This window comes from Halomonas sp. Y3 (assembly GCF_024137965.1).
In the GTDB taxonomy this organism is placed as follows: domain Bacteria; phylum Pseudomonadota; class Gammaproteobacteria; order Pseudomonadales; family Halomonadaceae; genus Halomonas; species Halomonas mongoliensis.
The window spans coordinates 2,218,459-2,235,044 of the sequence record NZ_CP099975.1; the positions used below are offsets into that span (position 1 = coordinate 2,218,459).

The 16,586-nt window shown below is 68.2% G+C and carries 14 protein-coding genes; 10 read left to right on the forward strand and 4 right to left on the reverse strand.

From position 1 onward, the window contains the following. Nucleotides 1-69: 69 nt before the first annotated feature. Nucleotides 70-489 (reverse strand): thioesterase family protein, encoded by a 420-nt coding sequence (locus NHL60_RS10590; RefSeq protein WP_253443095.1) that lies wholly within the window; start codon nt 487-489, stop codon nt 70-72. Between the two features lie 114 nt (nt 490-603). Then, on the reverse strand, nt 604-1,695 hold the full coding sequence (locus tag NHL60_RS10595) for an ISAs1 family transposase (protein WP_253443097.1): 1,092 nt from the start codon (nt 1,693-1,695) through the stop codon (nt 604-606). Between the two features lie 176 nt (nt 1,696-1,871). On the opposite strand from NHL60_RS10595, the gene NHL60_RS10600 reads away from it, so the two are divergent. The 10 genes from NHL60_RS10600 (at nt 1,872) to NHL60_RS10645 (ending at nt 15,260) form a co-directional block, all read left to right on the forward strand. Next, on the forward strand, nt 1,872-2,798 hold the full coding sequence (locus NHL60_RS10600) for a recombination-associated protein RdgC (protein WP_253443099.1): 927 nt from the start codon (nt 1,872-1,874) through the stop codon (nt 2,796-2,798). Between the two features lie 5 nt (nt 2,799-2,803). Next, complete coding sequence (locus NHL60_RS10605) at nt 2,804-3,976, forward strand: 1-acyl-sn-glycerol-3-phosphate acyltransferase (RefSeq protein WP_253443101.1); 1,173 nt, start codon at nt 2,804-2,806, stop codon at nt 3,974-3,976. Nucleotides 3,977-3,989: 13 nt separating this feature from the next. After that, nucleotides 3,990-5,174, forward strand: a complete 1,185-nt coding sequence (locus tag NHL60_RS10610) for a cation diffusion facilitator family transporter (RefSeq protein ID WP_253443103.1) — start codon at nt 3,990-3,992, stop codon at nt 5,172-5,174. Between the two features lie 74 nt (nt 5,175-5,248). Beyond that, nucleotides 5,249-5,530, forward strand: a complete 282-nt coding sequence (locus NHL60_RS10615) for a hypothetical protein (protein WP_253443104.1) — start codon at nt 5,249-5,251, stop codon at nt 5,528-5,530. A gap of 123 nt (nt 5,531-5,653) precedes the next feature. Next, entirely contained in the window at nt 5,654-7,147 is a 1,494-nt protein-coding gene (gene thiI, locus NHL60_RS10620; protein WP_253443105.1) for a tRNA uracil 4-sulfurtransferase ThiI, read from the forward strand. A 185-nt stretch (nt 7,148-7,332) separates the two neighbouring features. Continuing rightward, nucleotides 7,333-10,386: a transglycosylase domain-containing protein gene (locus tag NHL60_RS10625; protein ID WP_253443106.1), complete on the forward strand. Its 3,054-nt coding sequence runs from the start codon at nt 7,333-7,335 to the stop codon at nt 10,384-10,386. A gap of 77 nt (nt 10,387-10,463) precedes the next feature. Continuing rightward, on the forward strand, nt 10,464-12,500 hold the full coding sequence (gene metG, locus NHL60_RS10630) for a methionine--tRNA ligase (RefSeq protein ID WP_253443107.1): 2,037 nt from the start codon (nt 10,464-10,466) through the stop codon (nt 12,498-12,500). Nucleotides 12,501-12,503: 3 nt separating this feature from the next. Beyond that, nucleotides 12,504-13,289 carry an RnfABCDGE type electron transport complex subunit B gene (locus NHL60_RS10635; protein WP_253443108.1) on the forward strand — a complete coding sequence of 262 codons (786 nt, stop codon included), beginning with the start codon at nt 12,504-12,506 and terminating at the stop codon, nt 13,287-13,289. Nucleotides 13,290-13,452: 163 nt separating this feature from the next. Continuing rightward, nucleotides 13,453-14,088: an endonuclease III gene (nth, locus tag NHL60_RS10640; RefSeq protein WP_253443109.1), complete on the forward strand. Its 636-nt coding sequence runs from the start codon at nt 13,453-13,455 to the stop codon at nt 14,086-14,088. A gap of 107 nt (nt 14,089-14,195) precedes the next feature. Then, a complete protein-coding gene (locus NHL60_RS10645) occupies nt 14,196-15,260 on the forward strand; it encodes a carboxysome shell carbonic anhydrase (protein WP_253443110.1) in 1,065 nt (354 codons plus the stop codon). Here the strand turns inward: NHL60_RS10645 and NHL60_RS10650 are convergent. Beyond that, entirely contained in the window at nt 15,257-16,264 is a 1,008-nt protein-coding gene (locus NHL60_RS10650; protein ID WP_253443112.1) for an ArsA family ATPase, read from the reverse strand. The genes NHL60_RS10645 and NHL60_RS10650 overlap by 4 nt on opposite strands. A 7-nt stretch (nt 16,265-16,271) precedes the next feature. Further along, nucleotides 16,272-16,574 (reverse strand): cory-CC-star protein, encoded by a 303-nt coding sequence (locus NHL60_RS10655; protein ID WP_253443113.1) that lies wholly within the window; start codon nt 16,572-16,574, stop codon nt 16,272-16,274. Nucleotides 16,575-16,586 lie beyond the last annotated feature (12 nt).

Genomic DNA, 16,586 nt, shown 5'->3' on the forward strand with positions numbered 1-16,586 from the left:
CCGCGGGCGCCATGATAGCGCACCATCATACCACCCCGGAGAGTGCAAAGGCAGCTGGGCTGCGCCCACCTATGCCATCACCAGGGGCTCCAGCTGCTCGCGAATCTCGCCCTCGATGGACAGCGCCTGATTGGTCGCCACGTCCAGCAGCACGAAGGTGAGGGTCGCTGCGCTCACCAGGGCGTCATCGCGGACCCGGACGATCTCCTGGGACATCTTCGCGCTGCGACCGCCCAGCGCCGAGAGCCGAGTGCGCACCTCGAGGTCATCGCCGGCCACCGCCGCCGCCCGGTAGTCGATATTGAGGTTGACGGCCACGAAGGCCACATCCCCTCGCATCAGGCGCCGTGCCAGGGCCGGGCGATCATCAAAGTAGCCCCAGCGCCCCTCCTCCAGGAACTCCAGGTAGCGGGCGTTGTTGACGTGGCCGTAGCCGTCGAGGTGATAGCCGCGCACCCGCAGGCGAGCGGTGGAGAGTCGGGAATCCATGCGGAAAACTCCTTGGCGAGTCGATGAAAGGCGCAGCCGGCGGCTGCGGCGAGCATCGGGGAATTCTGGCAACCGCAGGCCACAATTTCAAACAGCCGTTTCAACCCCGCAGGGCTATCGCAGTTGAGCGAACTGACGAATGAGGCTCAGCAGGTAGTCGTCATTCCAGCCAGCTTGCTTGCGCTTGCCTTTCATGGACCCTTTGGAAGGCTCCAGCTTGGCCACGTTGAGCGCCAGTCGGCGCAGCAGGGCCAGGTTCTCAGGGCCATGGCCCCGGCGGTTGCGGCTCTGGTCTTCCTGCATGGTGACGTCCAGCACCCAGTGGAGGCGATTCTCGATGCCCCAATGCTGGCGGGTCACTTCCACAAGCCGCTCCGGGGACACTACGTCACTCAGGAGATAGTAAGCGACATCTTCACTGACCTTGTCAGCCAGTTCCCGACGGCGAGTGATGCGCCCCACGGCCTTCAGGCCCGGCCACTGATGGGCGCATTGCAGCCAGTCAATATCGGTGATCACCGTTGCCTGGCGTGACTCGACACGGCCATGGCCGCTGTCAACGTGGGTCTCGCCGGCGCCTGCTGTCTCCATCATGAACTGAACGTCATCGAACAACGCCCTCTGGTTGTCTTTGACCGCCAGGGCATAGTGTCCGCCTTGCTCCGTAATCTGCTGGGACAGGGCCCGCTGGCAGTGCATGGCATCGGCGGTCACTGTGACGCCAGAGAGCGATAACAGCTTGAGCAGTTCTGGTACCGCTGTGATCTCGTTGGATTTTTCATCGACGGCGCGCTGACCCAGCACCAGGCGCTGGTCAGCCGCCCACAGGCTGACCAGGTGGAGAGGTGACTGGGAGGCGGCGCGGTCATAGGAGCGCCGCAGCGTCTTGCCGTCGACGGCCACGACCCCTTCCACCTGCTCGGCAAAACGAGACATGAAGGTAAGGAAATGATCGTGGAAGGCATCAGGGTCTAGGTGGCGGAAGATCCGGCTGAAGGTGTCATGGCTGGGGATGCCATGAGGCAGCGTCAGGAAGCGACGCAGGAAAGGTTCTTTGGACTGCCCGAACAGCGCCATATCTGAGCAGTCCTCAGCCCCACAGAGCACCGCGCATAGGGCGATGAACAGGACTTCATCCAGCTTGTGACGAGCGTTGGAGCCCCTGGGGTCGGGCAGATCAGAAAAGCAGCTGGTGACAGGTGCCATATCACTCCTTGGGCCGGCTCAGCAGAGATACCCGCCAGAATGCCTATGATGCTGGCGGCGTGTCTATGAACGACTGCTCATCTAACTGCGATAGCCCTGTTCAACCCCGCCTTGCGCTGGCACCCCCGCTCCCCTTCGGGGATAATAGTCGTCCTTTTTGCCCCGGGATTTGCTTCATGTGGTTCAAGCACTTGCACCTCTACCGCCTGCACGACGCGCCGACGCTGGACGCCGCCACCCTCGAGGAGGCCCTGGCCGAGCACGCCGCCCGCCCGCTGGGCAGCCAGGATCCGCGGCGCCTGGGCTGGACGGCACCGGCCGGTCGCGCCGGCACCGCCCGGCTCCATGAGCTGCAGGGCCAGCGCCTGCTCAGCGCCCTGCGCCAGGAGCGCCTGCTCCCCGCAGGCGTGGTGCGCGAGGAGACCGAGGAGCGCGTGGCCGAAGTCGAGGCCCGGGAGGGTCGCAAGCTGCGCCGCCAGGAGAAGATCACCCTCAAGGAGCAGGTGGTCGAGGAGCTGCTGCCCCGGGCCTTCGTGCGCAGCCAGAAGGTCGACCTCTGGTGGGACACCCGCCGCAAGCTGATTGGCATCAACGCCAGCTCCCGCACCCGCGCCGAGGAGATCCTCGACCTGCTGCGCGAGACCCTGGGCAGCCTCAAGGTGACGCCCCTGGCCAGCCAGACCCTGCCCATGCGCGCCATGACCCAGTGGCTCGTCGACCCCGCCTCGCGCCCCGCCGACCTGGTGCTGGGCGACCAGGTGGAGCTCAAGGCCAAGGGCGATGACGGCGTGCTGCGCGCCCGCCAGGTGGACCTGGACAGCGACGAGATCCAGCAGCTGCTGGAGAGCGGCCGCCAGGCCAGCAAGTTGGCCCTGGAAATCGAGGGGCGACTAAGCTTCGTGCTGCACGACGACCTGGCCCTGAAGTCGCTGCGCTTCGGCGACGCCCTGATCGACGAGGCCAACGCCGCCGACGACGGCGACGATGCCGTGCTGCGCCTGGAAACCGATTTCGTGCTGATGGCCGACGCCCTGGGCGAGAATATCGAACGCCTGATCGCCTGGCTGGGCGGCGAGGCCGGCACCGCAACCCCTGACCAATGAGCCCCATGACTCACCAGACTACCGACGCCCTGCCCGCCGACCCCTGGGCGGAGATTCGCCCCTACCGGGACGACGAGGTGGCCGAGGTGCTCGCACGCCTGGCCCACGACCCGGAGCTGCTCGACGCCCTCACCCGCTTCCGGCTGCCGCGGCTGTCGCGCTTCATGCCCAGCCTGTCACGGACCCTCGCCAGCCTCGCCATCCGCCGCGAGGTACGCGGCGTGGCCAGCGTCCAGGACTTCCAGATGCGCATCGCCTCCTACATGGCGCGCATGATCCGCACCACCACCGATGACTTCCGGGTCGAGGGGCTCGACGCCCTGGACGGCGACACCGCCTACCTCTTCATCGGCAACCACCGGGATATCTCCCTGGATCCGGCCTTCGTCAACTACGCCCTCTACCAGGCCGGCCGCAACACGGTGCGCATCGCCATCGGCGACAACCTGCTCAAGAAGCCCTATGTCACCGACCTGATGCGGCTCAACAAGAGCTTCATCGTGCCGCGCAGCGCCCGGGGCAAGCGCGCCATGCTGGCCGCCTACCAGCAGCTCTCGGGCTATATCCGCCACTCCATCACCGTGGACAACCACTCGATCTGGATGGCGCAACGGGAGGGGCGCGCCAAGGACGGCATCGACCGCACCGACCCGGCCATCATCAAGATGATGACCATGGCCCGCCGCGCCGAGCAGCGCGACGTCCCCATCGGCGAGGCGATCGCCGAACTGCGCCTGGTGCCGGTCTCGATCAGCTACGAGTACGATCCCTGCGATGTGCAGAAGGCGCGGGAGCTTCATGCCCTGCACACCAGCGGCAACTACGAGAAGAGCCAGTTCGAGGATATCCAGTCCATCGTCGCCGGCATCACCGGACACAAGGGCCGGGTGCGGCTCTGCGTCGGCACGCCGCTCACCGCCGACTTCGACAGTCCCGACGCCGCGGCCGCCGAGATCGACCGCCAGGTGCTGACCGGCTACCACCTCTTCCCGAGCCACTACCTGGCCCTGGAGGCCCTGGGCGATGCCCCGGAGCTGGTGGACCGCGCGGCGATCAGCGACGCCGACCGCGCCCGCTTCCAGGCGCGGCTGCAGCAGGTTCCGGCGGAGCTGCGCGACTGGTGGCTGGCCCAGTACGCCAACCCGGTACGCCACAAGGCCGGCTGCATCCCTTCCTGACAGCGAGGACGCCATGGCACACGCCCACGGCCATCACCACCTGCCTTCCGATCGCGGCGCCCAGACCCGGGAAGCCCACAAGGTCACCCTGATCGGGGCGGTGATCGACTTCGTGGTGGGCGTGGCGAAGATGGTGGCCGGCTTCATGGTCGGCTCCGCCGCCCTGGTGGCCGACGGCATCCACTCCTTCTCGGATATCCTCACCGACCTCTTCGTGCTGGCCGCCACCCACTTCGGCCGCCAGGAGCCCGACAGCAACCATCCCTATGGCCACGGCCGCATCGAGACCCTGGCCACCCTATGGCTCGGCGGCGTGCTGATCTTCGTGGCCGGCGGCATCGCCTGGGCAAGCCTCTGCCGACTCGTCTCCGGCGAGCCGATTCCCGCCCCGGGCCTCTGGGCCATCGGCATCGCCGTGATCGCCCTGGCCGCCAAGGAGTGGATCTTCCGCTACACCATGCGGGTCGCCAGAAGGGTCAACTCCCGCCTGCTGGAGGCCAACGCCTGGCACTCCCGCTCCGATGCCCTCTCCACCGTGGTGGTACTGGTGGGCCTGATCGCCGCCCAGTTCGGCGCCGGCTGGATGGATGCCGTGGCCGCCATTGTGGTGGGGGTGATGGTGGGCCAGGTGGGCGGCCGGCTGCTCTGGGAGTCGAGCCGCGAGCTGATCGACACCGCCCTGCCCGAGCAGGAGCGCCGCGAGATGCAGGCGGTGGCCGAGGAGGTGCCTGGCGTGCGCAGCGTACACGACCTGCGCACCCGCACCCTGGGCAGTCAGGCGGTGCTCGACCTGCATATCGTCGTGCCCCCTCGGGTCACCGTCTCCGAGGCCCATGAGATCGGCAACCAGGCGAGCCGCCGACTACGGGAAGCCTTCCCGACCCTGGCAGATGTGACCTTTCATATCGACCCCGAGGATGACGCCGGCGAGACCGAGCATAGCCTGCGCCCCGGCCTGCCCCTGCGCGGCGAGGTGGAGGACATGCTGGAGCGGACCTGGCAGGAGGTGCCCGCCTGGCAGGCCCGGGTCGCCCTGGACCTGCACTATCTCGACAACCAGGTGGATGTTTCCGTCTTCATCGACCAGCTGCCCGAAGGGCAGAGCCTGAGCCAGGCCGCCGACGAGCTACGCGATGCCTGTCGTGACCTTACCTGGGTTGGCCGCCTGCGTGTCTGGCAGGGTCCCGGCAAGGGGTGATCCCCTCTGCTGCCTGGCCCAAACGTGGTATCGTCACTTCACTGCCGCAGGGCAATCTAGACAAGGAGAAGGCCATGTCCTCATCGGAAATTCAGAAGACCCGGGTCATCAATGAGCTGCGCGGCTTCATCAGGAAGCTGCTGCAGGACCCGAAGATCCTCGAGCAGTCCCTCGATATCACCCGCCGCCACCTCGCCGAGGGCAGTCGGGGTGACCTCATGGCCCGGATTGCCAACGAGATCTCCGAAACCACCAGCGTGCATATCCCGGAGGATCCGGCGGAGCACTCCGAGGCGGACAAGCTCTTCCTGGAGCTGCTGCGCGAGGTGGTCAACGAGGAGCAGGCGCTCTACTGAGCCTGCTCAGCCCCCTGTCACGACGCCCGGCCCCGGCCGGGCGTCGGCGTTTCGGGAAGGCGCGCCCGACTTCTGGTAAACTGTAAGCAATTGTTTCTACAAATGCTTTACAGATTTCTAACGATGTACTACCTGCTCAAGCTGTTTCCCGAGATCACCATCAAGTCCCGCTCGGTGCGGCGCCACATGACCCGCTGCCTGACCGCCAACGTACGCAATACCCTGCGCCCCCTGGATCAGCGCATCCGCGTACGGGAGCACTGGGACTCCCTCCAGGTCGCCACTCCCGAAGGGCTGTCCGACGCGACTCGGACGGAGGTCCAGCAGCGCCTGGCCCGTATCCCGGGAATCCACGAGGTGCAGACGGTCGAGGAGGTCGGCTTTCGGGATCTCGACGATATCGCCAACCGGCTCACGCCGCTGTGGCAGGGCGAGATCGCCGGCCGCCGTTTCCGGGTCTCCGCCAAGAGGCGTGGCCAACACCCCTTCACCTCAGCCGATATGGAGCGCCACCTGGGGGCGCGGCTACTGGCGGCCGCGCCCGGCGCCAACGTCGACCTGCGTCACGCCGAGGTGGACGTACCGGTCCAGGTGATCGACGACCGGCTGCGCCTGATCCGCCGGCGCTGGCCGGGGCTCGGCGGCTATCCGCTGGGTCTGCAGGGCCAGGCCATGGCGCTGATCTCCGGCGGCTACGACTCGCCGGTGGCCGCCTGGCGCATGATTCGCCGCGGCATCAAGACCCACTTCCTTTTCTTCAACCTCGGCGGCCCGGAACATGAGCGCGGGGTGCGCGAGGTCACCCATCACCTCTGGCAGCGCTACAGCCTCTCCCATCGAGTCAGCTTCATCTCGGTGCCCTTCGAGCCGGTGGTCGCCGAGATCCTGCACAAGGTGCCGGATGGCGTCATGGGCGTGGTGCTCAAGCGCATGATGGTACGCGCCGCCTCGCGCATCGCCCGCCGCGCCCGAGTGCCGGCGCTGGTCACCGGCGACGCCATCGCCCAGGTCTCCAGCCAGACCCTCAGCAACCTCGCACTGATCGATGACGCCAGCGAGCTGCCGGTGCTGCGCCCCCTGCTCACCGACGACAAGCAGGAGATCATCCGCCAGGCCCGCGAGATCGACACCGCCCGCTTCGCCGAGACGATGCCCGAGTACTGCGGCGTCATCTCACGCCGCCCCAATACCCGGGCACGCCGCGACCAGATTGCCGAGGCCGAGGCGACCTTCGATTTCTCGGTGCTGGAGGCCGCCATCGAGGACGCCACGCTTACCCGCACCGATGCACTGGCTGACGCCCCGGCGCCCTCGCCCGCCTCCCCCGCCGAACTGCTGACCCTGGATAGCCGGGAGAGCCTCGCCGCCGCCGACCAGATCAGCGTGATCGATATCCGCGCCCCCCACGAGCGTGAGGAGGCCCCGCTCTCGCTGCCCGAGGTGCCACAGCTGGCGATACCCTTCTATGAGCTTCAGCAGCAGGCCGAATCCCTGCCCGATGATCGCCGCTACCTGCTCTACTGCGACCAGGGCGTGATGAGCCGCATGCAGGCGCTCCACCTGCATGATCGCGGCCTCACCCACTTCGGCATCTATCGAAACGCCGCCTCACGATAGTTACACTTCGCTACCCAAATTCCAGAACCCTTCTACGCTCATGGAAGAGGCCTCGCGCTTCACGAGGGCCCTGAGGGAGATGGCGTATGGGCAGTCAGGATTTGCGTTCGCCAGGCAGACGTCCTGACGAGGAGGAACCCCTCCTGGATCCGGGGTGGCCGCGCCCACCCGGAGCAGGCCTGGGCGTGACGCCGCCGAAGAAGCGGCGCCACCCGGGGCTCTGGCTGCTGCTGTTGCTGGCGCTGGTGGCAAGCGTACTGGCCACCCTGCTGGTGGCAGAGGCCCGCACCTCACGCTTCCAGTCCCAGGAGCTCTCGCGCTACGCCGCCCAGCTAGGCTGGAGCGTGATGCCCGGGCGCAGCGAACGGGTCCTCTTTCCCCGCTACGGCCCCTTCGACGAGCGTCTCGGCTACACCCGAATCCCGGCCTTCCAGTCCCGCCTGGTGGAGCGTGACTTTCACATCGAGCGTCAGGCGCGCTTCTCGCCGGCCCTGATGGAGTATGCCGGCCGCGGCTTCTACCCCCCCTACGCCGAGAAGACCCGCGCCGGACTCAGCCTGGAAAGCTGTACCGGCGAGACCCTCTACGCCTTCCGCCACCCCGGGCATCACTACCCCCATTTCGATGCCGTGCCGCCCCTGGTGCTGGAAATGCTGCTGTTTATCGAGAACCGTCAGCTGCTCGACGCCAGCGCACCCAACGCCAACCCCGCGGTGGACTGGCCGCGGTTTGCACGCGCCGCCCTCTCCCAGGTCACCCGCGCCCTGGAAGTCTCGGACCACTCCGCCGGGGGAAGCACCCTGGCCACCCAGATCGAGAAATACCGCCACTCGCCCGGAGGTCGCACCGACACCCCCGTGGAGAAGCTGCGCCAGATGGTCTCCGCCAGCGTGCGCGGCTATCGTCACGGCCCCGAGACCCTCACCGCCCGCCAGGATATCGCCCTGGACTACCTCAACAGCGTGCCCCTCGCCGCCGCCCCCGGCCACGGCGAGGTGCACGGCCTGACCGACGGGCTCTGGGTGTGGTTCGGCGCAGACCCCGACGAAACCAACCGCCTGCTGGTCCCCGGCTTCAGCGGCCCCGACGCACTGCCACGCCGGGGGCTGGCGCTGCGTCAGGTGCTGGCACTGATGATCGCCCAGCGCCGCCCCTCCTGGTACCTGCGGGGCGGCCAAGAGGCGCTGGAGCGCCTGACCGACAGCCACCTGCGGCTGCTCGCCAGCGAAGGGGTGGTTCCCGTCGAGCTCAGCGAGGCGGCCCTGGCCCAGCGCCTCGTTTTCCGCGACTTCCAGGCGGCGCCGGTGGCCCACCGCGTGCCCCGCGACAAGGGGCTGCAGGTGGCCCGCACCCGCCTGGCGGGCATGCTGGGCGTCTCCCTCCATGAACTGGACCGGCTCGATCTGAGAGCCCGCACCACTCTGCATCCCGACCTGCAGCGCGAGGCCACGGACTATCTCCACCGACTCGCCGACCCCGAGTTCGCCGCCGAAATCGGCCTGTTCGGGGAGCGGCTGCTCTCCCCGGAGAAGACCGCAGAGGTGCGTTACAGCTTTACGCTCTTCGAGCGCAGCGAAGAGGGCTTCCGGGTGCGCGTGCAGACCGACAACGGCGGCCAGCCCTTCGATATCAACGAGGGCAGCAAGCTGGAGCTGGGCTCCACCGCCAAGCTGCGCGTGCTGGCCACCTACCTGGAGATCATCGCCGAACTGCACGACCGCCACGCCGGGCTGCCCGCCGAGACCCTGCGGCAGATCCCGGTTGACCGCCAGGATCATCTCAGCCGCTGGGTGCTCGACCGCCTGATCGCCGAGCCCGGGTTGCCCCTGGCGTCCCTGCTCGATCAGGCCATGCAGCGCCGCTACTCGGCCAGCCCCCACGAGGCCTTCTTCACCGGCGGCGGCCGCCACACCTTCAGCAACTTCCGCCGGGAGGATAACGGCCGCCACCCCACCCTCGAAGAGGCGATGCGCGAGTCGCTGAACCTGCCCTTCATTCGCCTGATGCGCGACCTGGTGAACTACAGCATCCACCGAGACGAGAACCGGCGCCAGCTGATCGAGGATGACAGCGACCCCCGCCGCCTGGACTACCTGGCCAGCTTCGCCGACCGGGAGGGCCGCGTCTTCCTGCAGCGCTTCTGGCGCAAGTACCGGGCACTGCCGCCCGAGGAGCGCCTGGAGGCCTTTATCGGCGGGCTACGCCCGGACGCGCGCCGCCTGGCGGCGGTCTACCGCTATCTCTACCCAGAAGCAGACCCCATCGGCTTCACCGCTTTCATGGCCGAGCGGCTGGCCGGACGGGCCAGCTTTCAGCCCAGCGCCCTCTTCGAGCGCAGCGACCCGAGCGCCCTGACCCTCTCCGACCAGGGGCATATCGCCGGGGTCCACCCGCTGGAGCTCTGGCTGGTGGGCTTCCTCCAGGACCGGCCCGACGCCAGCTACGCCGACGCCGAAGCGGCCAGCCGCGAGGCGCGCCAGGAGGTCTACGGCTGGCTGCTGCGCACCCGCCACCGCAATGCCCGGGACGTGCGCATCCGCACCATGCTGGAGGTGGAGGCCTTCCTCGACCTGCATCAGCGCTGGGCCCGCCTGGGGTTTGCCTTCGACCACCTGGTGCCCTCCCTGGCCACGGCGATCGGCAGTTCGGGAGATCGCCCCGCGGCCCTGGCCGAGCTGATGGGCATCATCCTCAACGACGGCGTGCGCCTGCCCACCCTGCGCATCGACGAGGTCCACCTGGCCGAGGGCACTCCCTACGAGACTCGCCTCCTGCCCGATGACGCCGGCACCCACCGGGTGATGGCACCGGAGGTCGCCGCGGTGCTGCGCCACTCCCTGTCCCAGGTGGTAGAGGGCGGCACCGCGCGCCGGCTGCAGGGGAGCTTCCGACTGGACGATGACACCCCGCTGACCCTGGGCGGCAAGACCGGCACCGGCAACAACCGCTTCCAGACAGTGACTCGCTCCGGTCAGGTGGTACGCTCCGAGGCGCGCAACCGCACTGCCACCTTCGTGTTCTACCTGGGCGATGATCACTTCGGCACCCTCACCGCCTACGTGGCCGGCAGCGACGCCGACCGCTTCCGCTTTACCTCGGCCCTGCCGGTCCAGGTGCTCAAGGGCATGGAGCCGATCCTGCGCCCCTACCTCGCCCCCGGCGCCCGCACTCAGTGCCAGCCACCCCGCGACCCCGACATGCTGATGGCCAACTCCCGCAAGGAGAGCGACAGCTCGTGAGCCCCTGCGCGGGTGCAGCGCGAGCTCAAGACGGCTACAATCTGGCGTCTGATTTTCCCTGGGACTCAAGAGCCGATATGTCGACGAACGCCACGCGCAAGATCCTGGTCACCAGCGCCCTGCCCTACGCCAACGGCGCCATCCACCTCGGCCACCTGCTCGAATACATCCAGACCGATATCTGGGTGCGCTTCCAGAAGAGCCGCGGCCACGAGTGCCACTACGTGTGCGCCGACGACGCCCACGGCACCGCCATCATGCTGCGTGCCGAGCAGGAGGGCATCACCTCCGAGGCCCTGATCGACCGGGTCAGTCAGGAGCACCAGGCGGACTTCGCCACCTTCGGCGTGGCCTTCGACAACTACCACTCGACCCACTCCGACGAGAACCGCTACTTCAGCGAGCTGATCTACACCCGCCTGCGCGACAAGGGCCACATCGCCACCCGCGACATCGAGCAGATGTACGACCCGGTCAAGGGGCTCTTCCTGGCCGACCGCTTCATCAAGGGCACCTGCCCCAAGTGCAAGGCGGATGACCAGTACGGCGACAACTGCGAGGCCTGCGGCGCCACCTATACCCCGGCGGAGCTGATCGATCCGGTGTCGGCCATCTCCGGCGCCACCCCCGAGGTGCGAAGCTCCACCCACTACTTCTTCAAGCTGCCGGATTTCGCCGACTTCCTGCACGAGTGGATCAACGACGGTCACGTCCAGTCCCAGATCCGCAACAAGCTGATGGAGTGGTTCGAGGCCGGCTTCAACGAGTGGGATATCTCCCGGGACGCCCCCTACTTCGGCTTCGAGATTCCCGACGCCCCGGGGAAGTATTTCTACGTCTGGCTGGACGCCCCCATCGGCTACCTGGCCAGCTTCAAGAACCTCTGCGACCGCCAGGGCCTGGATTTCGACGCCTACTGGGGCAAGGACAGCGAGGCCGAGGTCTACCATTTCATCGGCAAGGATATCGTCTACTTCCACGCCCTGTTCTGGCCTGCCATGCTCCACGGCGCCGACTTCCGCACCCCCACCGCGGTCAACTGCCACGGCTTCGTGACGGTGAACGGGGCCAAGATGTCCAAGTCCCGCGGCACCTTCATCAAGGCCGCCACCTACGCAGACTTCCTGAACCCGGAGTACCTGCGCTACTACTTCGCCGCCAAGCTCACCTCTCGGGTGGACGACCTGGACCTCAACCTCGAGGACTTCGCCGCCCGGGTCAACAGCGACCTGGTGGGCAAGGTGGTCAATATCGCCAGCCGCTGCGCCGGCTTCGTCAAGAAGCTCTCCGGCGGCAGGCTCTCGGCCCACTGCGCCGAGCCTGAGATGGTGGCCCGCTTCATCGGTGCCGGCGACGAGATCGCCGAGTTCTACGAGGCTCGCGAGTTCGGCCGCGCCATGCGCAAGGTGATGGAGCTGGCGGATGAGGCCAACACCTATATCGCCGACGCCGAGCCCTGGGTGCTGGCCAAGCAGGAGGGCCGCGAGCAGGAGGTGCTCGACATCTGCTCGGTGGGCCTCAACCTCTTCCGTCAGCTGATGGTCTACCTGGCACCGGTGGTGCCGGCCATGGCCGAAGGCGCTCGCGACTTCCTGAAACTCGAGTCGCTGGACTGGGCAAGCCGCCACGCGGCGCTGCTGGATCACGAGATCGCCAAGTTCAAGCCCCTGATGACCCGCGTGGAGCGGGAGAAGATCGACGCCATGACGGCGGCGTCCAAGGAGGATCTGGTGGAAGAACAGAAGCTCAAGGAGACCCCCAAGGGGCCCCTGGCCGAGACGCCCATCGCCCCGGAGATCGCCTTCGATGACTTCATCAAGGTGGACCTGCGCATCGCGCGGATCGCCAAGGCGGAGTACGTCGAGGGCGCCGACAAGCTGCTCAAGCTGACCCTGGACCTGGGCGGCGAGACCCGCACGGTGTTCTCCGGCATTCGCAGCGCCTACGCCCCCGAGGCCCTGGAGGGACGGCTCACCGTGATGGTGGCCAACCTCGCCCCGCGCAAGATGCGCTTCGGCCTCTCCGAGGGGATGGTGCTGGCCTCGGCCAACGACGAGGGCATCTACCTGCTCTCGCCGGATGCCGGCGCCGAGCCCGGCCAGCGGGTGACCTGAGGCGTGAGCCAGCGCGAGCGGATCGCGGCCATCGACGCCCTGCTGCCCCAGACCCAGTGCGGCAAGTGCGGCTTCGATGGCTGCCTCCCCTACGCCGAGGCGATCGCCGCGGGCGAGCCCATCAACCGCTGCCCGCCGGGCGGCGAGGCGACCCTCGAGCGCCTGGCGGCGCTCACCGGCCGGCCGGTGGAGCCCCTGGTGGAGCCCGCCCAGCTGCCGCTGGCCGCAGTGATCCGCGAGGCCGAGTGCATCGGCTGCACCAAGTGCATCCAGGCCTGCCCGGTGGACGCCATCCTCGGCGCGGCCAAGCGCATGCATACGGTGATCACGGACGAGTGCACCGGCTGCGAGCTCTGCGTGGCCCCCTGCCCGGTGGACTGCATCGATCTGGTGCCCCACCCCGCCTGGCAGGCCGCCGAGAGCGAGACCGAGCGCGACGCCTACCTGGCCCAACGCGCAACGCTCGGGCGCAGCCGCCACCGCGCCCGCCAGGCGCGCCTGGCCCGAGAGGCCAAGGAGAAGCGCCTGGAGCGCCAGAAGCGTCTGATGCGCCAGCGCCGCCCCGGCGGTTCTGGCCCTGCCAGCGCAGGCCCGGCGGTGAAGCGACAGCGCCAGATGGCCTTGAAGGCCGCCGAGCAGGCCGTCAAGCGCGTGCAGCAGCAGCTGGAGAGCGCCCGGCGCCGCGGCGACGCCGACGCCGAGGCCACCGCCCAAGCTCAGCTCCCCGAAGCCGAGCGGCTGCTGGCAGAGGCCAGAAGCGCCCTGGAGCAGGCTGGCATAACCGAATGATCCGATGACACCACTCCGACACACCGCTTGGGGCTGATCCGGCGACAGGCCTGCGAGGAGGCGCTGTGAATACATCCCTGTACGCTACCGACGCCATCCCTGGCGTAGGACCTCCTCTTCGGCCTGTCCCCGGCGCCCCTCGCTTCTCATGCCACGGACAGCCATGAACGCCCAGAAACGCTTCGAGATCTTCGCGCGGCTGCGCGAGCACAACCCCGAGCCCACCACCGAGCTCAACTGGGAAACCCCCTTCGAGCTCCTCACCGCGGTGCTGCTCTCCGCCCAGGCCACCGACGTAGGCGTCAACAAGGCCACGGCCCGGCTCTTCCCCGTCGCCAACACCCCCCAGGCGATCATTGCGCTCGGCCTCGACGGGCTCAAGGAGCACATCAAGACCATCGGCCTCTTCAACACCAAGGCCGAGAACCTGATGAAGACCTGCCACCTGCTGATCGACAAGCACGGCGGCGAGGTCCCCGAGACCCGCGCCGCCCTGGAGGCGCTGCCCGGGGTGGGCCGCAAGACCGCCAACGTCATCCTCAACACCGCCTTCGGCCAGCCCACCATCGCCGTGGACACCCATATCTTCCGGGTCTCCAACCGCACCGGTATTGCCAAGGGCAAGGACGTGGTCGAGGTCGAGAAGAAGCTGCTGCGCCACGTGCCGAAGGAGTTTCGACAGGACGCCCACCACTGGCTGATCCTCCACGGCCGCTACACCTGCGTGGCGCGCAAGCCGCGCTGCGGCAGCTGCGTCATCGAGGACCTCTGCGAATTCAAGGAGAAGACAGAGCTGTAACGAGGCTTGCCCTTCAGTCGCAGCCGTATGCACCGAACGGCGGGTTGGCAGCCGCCGACGGCTGGGCGAGGATGGACGGACAACGACAAGAGCCCTTCCGGAGCCCCATGCCCACCCCACTCCACGACCGCCCCATCGCCGAGCGCATCGAGGCGCTGTTGGCCCTCTCCCGCCAGCACGCCGACACCTACTGCAGCCCCTCGGCCAGCCTGGCCCGGGAGCGCTACCTGGCCAGGCACCCCACCCGCCTGCTGGTGCTCAAGTGCATGGACGGACGCATCCATATCCCTCATGCCACCCGCACGCCGCTCGGCATCATCACCCCCTTCCGCAACCTCGGCGGCATCTTCGACCTGGGCTGGCCCTACCTGGGTGAGCTGGTGACCGAGGCGGTGGCGGAAGGGATCCGCGCGGGCCACGGGTCGCTGATGATGATCACCTACCACTTCTCCCGGGGGGAGCGTAGCCGAGGCTGCGCCGGCTTCGGCTGCGACGCCGGCGCCGCCCTGGCCCACGCCCGCGAGATCCGCGCCCAGGCCGAGCGGCTGTTCGGCACCGACCACCAGCACGTCTACCCCCTGGTGTGCGGCTTCGAGACCGACTCAGACGCCCTGATCCTCCACGGCGAGGGCGAGGCGACCCTGGACATCGGCACGCTCGCCCCCGACGACGCCGAGAGCCTCGACCGCCGGGTCGCCGCCCTCTGCCCGGACATGCCGGCCGACATCCGCCGCGACCTGCTGCCGCTACTCGAGGGGAACCTGGCCCATACGGCGAGCCTGCGCGGCGTGGCCCGCAAGCTCGATATCGAGCACCGCGAGTGGGTCATCTGCGTAGGGCGCGGCTTCGACTTCCTGCACCTGCCCAACACCGCGCTGATCATCGGCCCCTATGGCCCGAGCCTGGCCGAGCCCATCGGCACCGCCGCCGACATCATCGACGCCAACATGACCGCCGGGCGCATTCCCGATGACGGCCTCATGCTGCTCGCCTCCACCCCCTATCAGGCGGCCGGAGTGGACCGCGCCCGGGCCGAGCTCAAGTCGCGCTTTCTGGCCGACTTCGCCAGCCGGGTGATCCAGGAGCGCCACCCCTGGCTCGCCGAGCGCATGCATCGCCACACCGCCGTGGTGCACTGGCCCACCCGACGACTGGAGACGCTCGCCGACTAGAAGCCCTGTTCTTCCAGGCGTTCGGCCAGCTCTTCCAGGATCGCGATGCCCTGGACGTCGGTGGGCAGCCAGGGCAGCCGCGGGCGCGGCAGGTGGCCAAGCTCCTGATCGATGCGGGCCAGGTAGGTTGCCTCCTGCTCCCGGCGGGCGCGCAGGAACTCTCCGTCGGCATCCTCGGGAATCACCCGGTTGACCAGGGTGCCGGCCACCGGCACGTGCGCCTCCTCCAGGGTCGCCACGGCCCGCGCCGTCTCGAGGATCGGCAGCCGCTCCGGGGTCATCACGAACAGAAAGCCGGTCTCTTCGGCGTTCTCGATGCGCCGCCGTGCCTGGTGGAAGAGCCGCCGGCGCTCGATCAGGGTCTTCGCCACGTCGCGGGTCTTCTCGTCCAGATCGGCCAGCGGATCCTCCTTGGGGTCGTCGAAGGGGGTGGCAACGTCGCGGCCCCGCTTGGGCGTCAGGTGGGAGAGCACCTTGCCCAGCTCCTCCGACTTGCGATTGTGGGCCAGGAGGCCGTCGGTCCAGGCGGCCATCGCCTCGGGCAGGGTCAGCAGGCGCAGGGTGTGGCCGGTGGGCGCGGTGTCGAAGAGGATCAGGTCCCAGTCGGCCTCGTCATCGGTGATCAGCCGCGAGAGCCGCTCCAGCAGCGCCGCCTCCTGGGTGCCCGGCGACTGCCGAGTCAGTCGCATCTGCCGCTCCAGCTCCTTCATCATCTCCGGGGCGGCATAGCGGCGCATCTGTTCGGTGACCCGCGCCAGATGGGCCTCCACCTCGGCGTCGGGATCGATCTCCATGGCGTCCAGGTTGGGCAGCAGACGCCGGGGCGTGTCGCCAAGCTCGCGGTCGAAGACGTCGCCGAGGCTATGGGCCGGGTCGGTGGAGACCACCAGCACCTTCCTGCCCCGCCGCGCCGCCAGCACCGCCAGGGCCGCGGCCACGGTGGTCTTGCCGACCCCGCCCTTGCCGCCCACCCACAGCAGGCGTTTGTCGAGTAGCTCTTTCATAGTGGCCTCAGCAGCACTTGAAATGGTCCAGCGGCGAGCGCTCCATGCCCATGCGCCGGTGCCAGTCGTGGAAGCGCTCCAGCAGCAGCGGCTGCAGCTCCAGGGTGTAGTAGGCCGCCGGGTTGGGGACTCCCATCATCTCGGAGAATACCAGCAGCATGAAGAGGTCGTCCTCGTCTCGGCGGGCGCGGGCAATGGCGCCCCGATAGCGGGAGGAGTAGACCTCCTCCGCGAAGAAACGGGCCTGGCTCAGCCAGGCCCGCATCCGTTCGAGACGAGGATCATGACCGCGGTCATGATCATCGTTCATGAGTCACTCCTT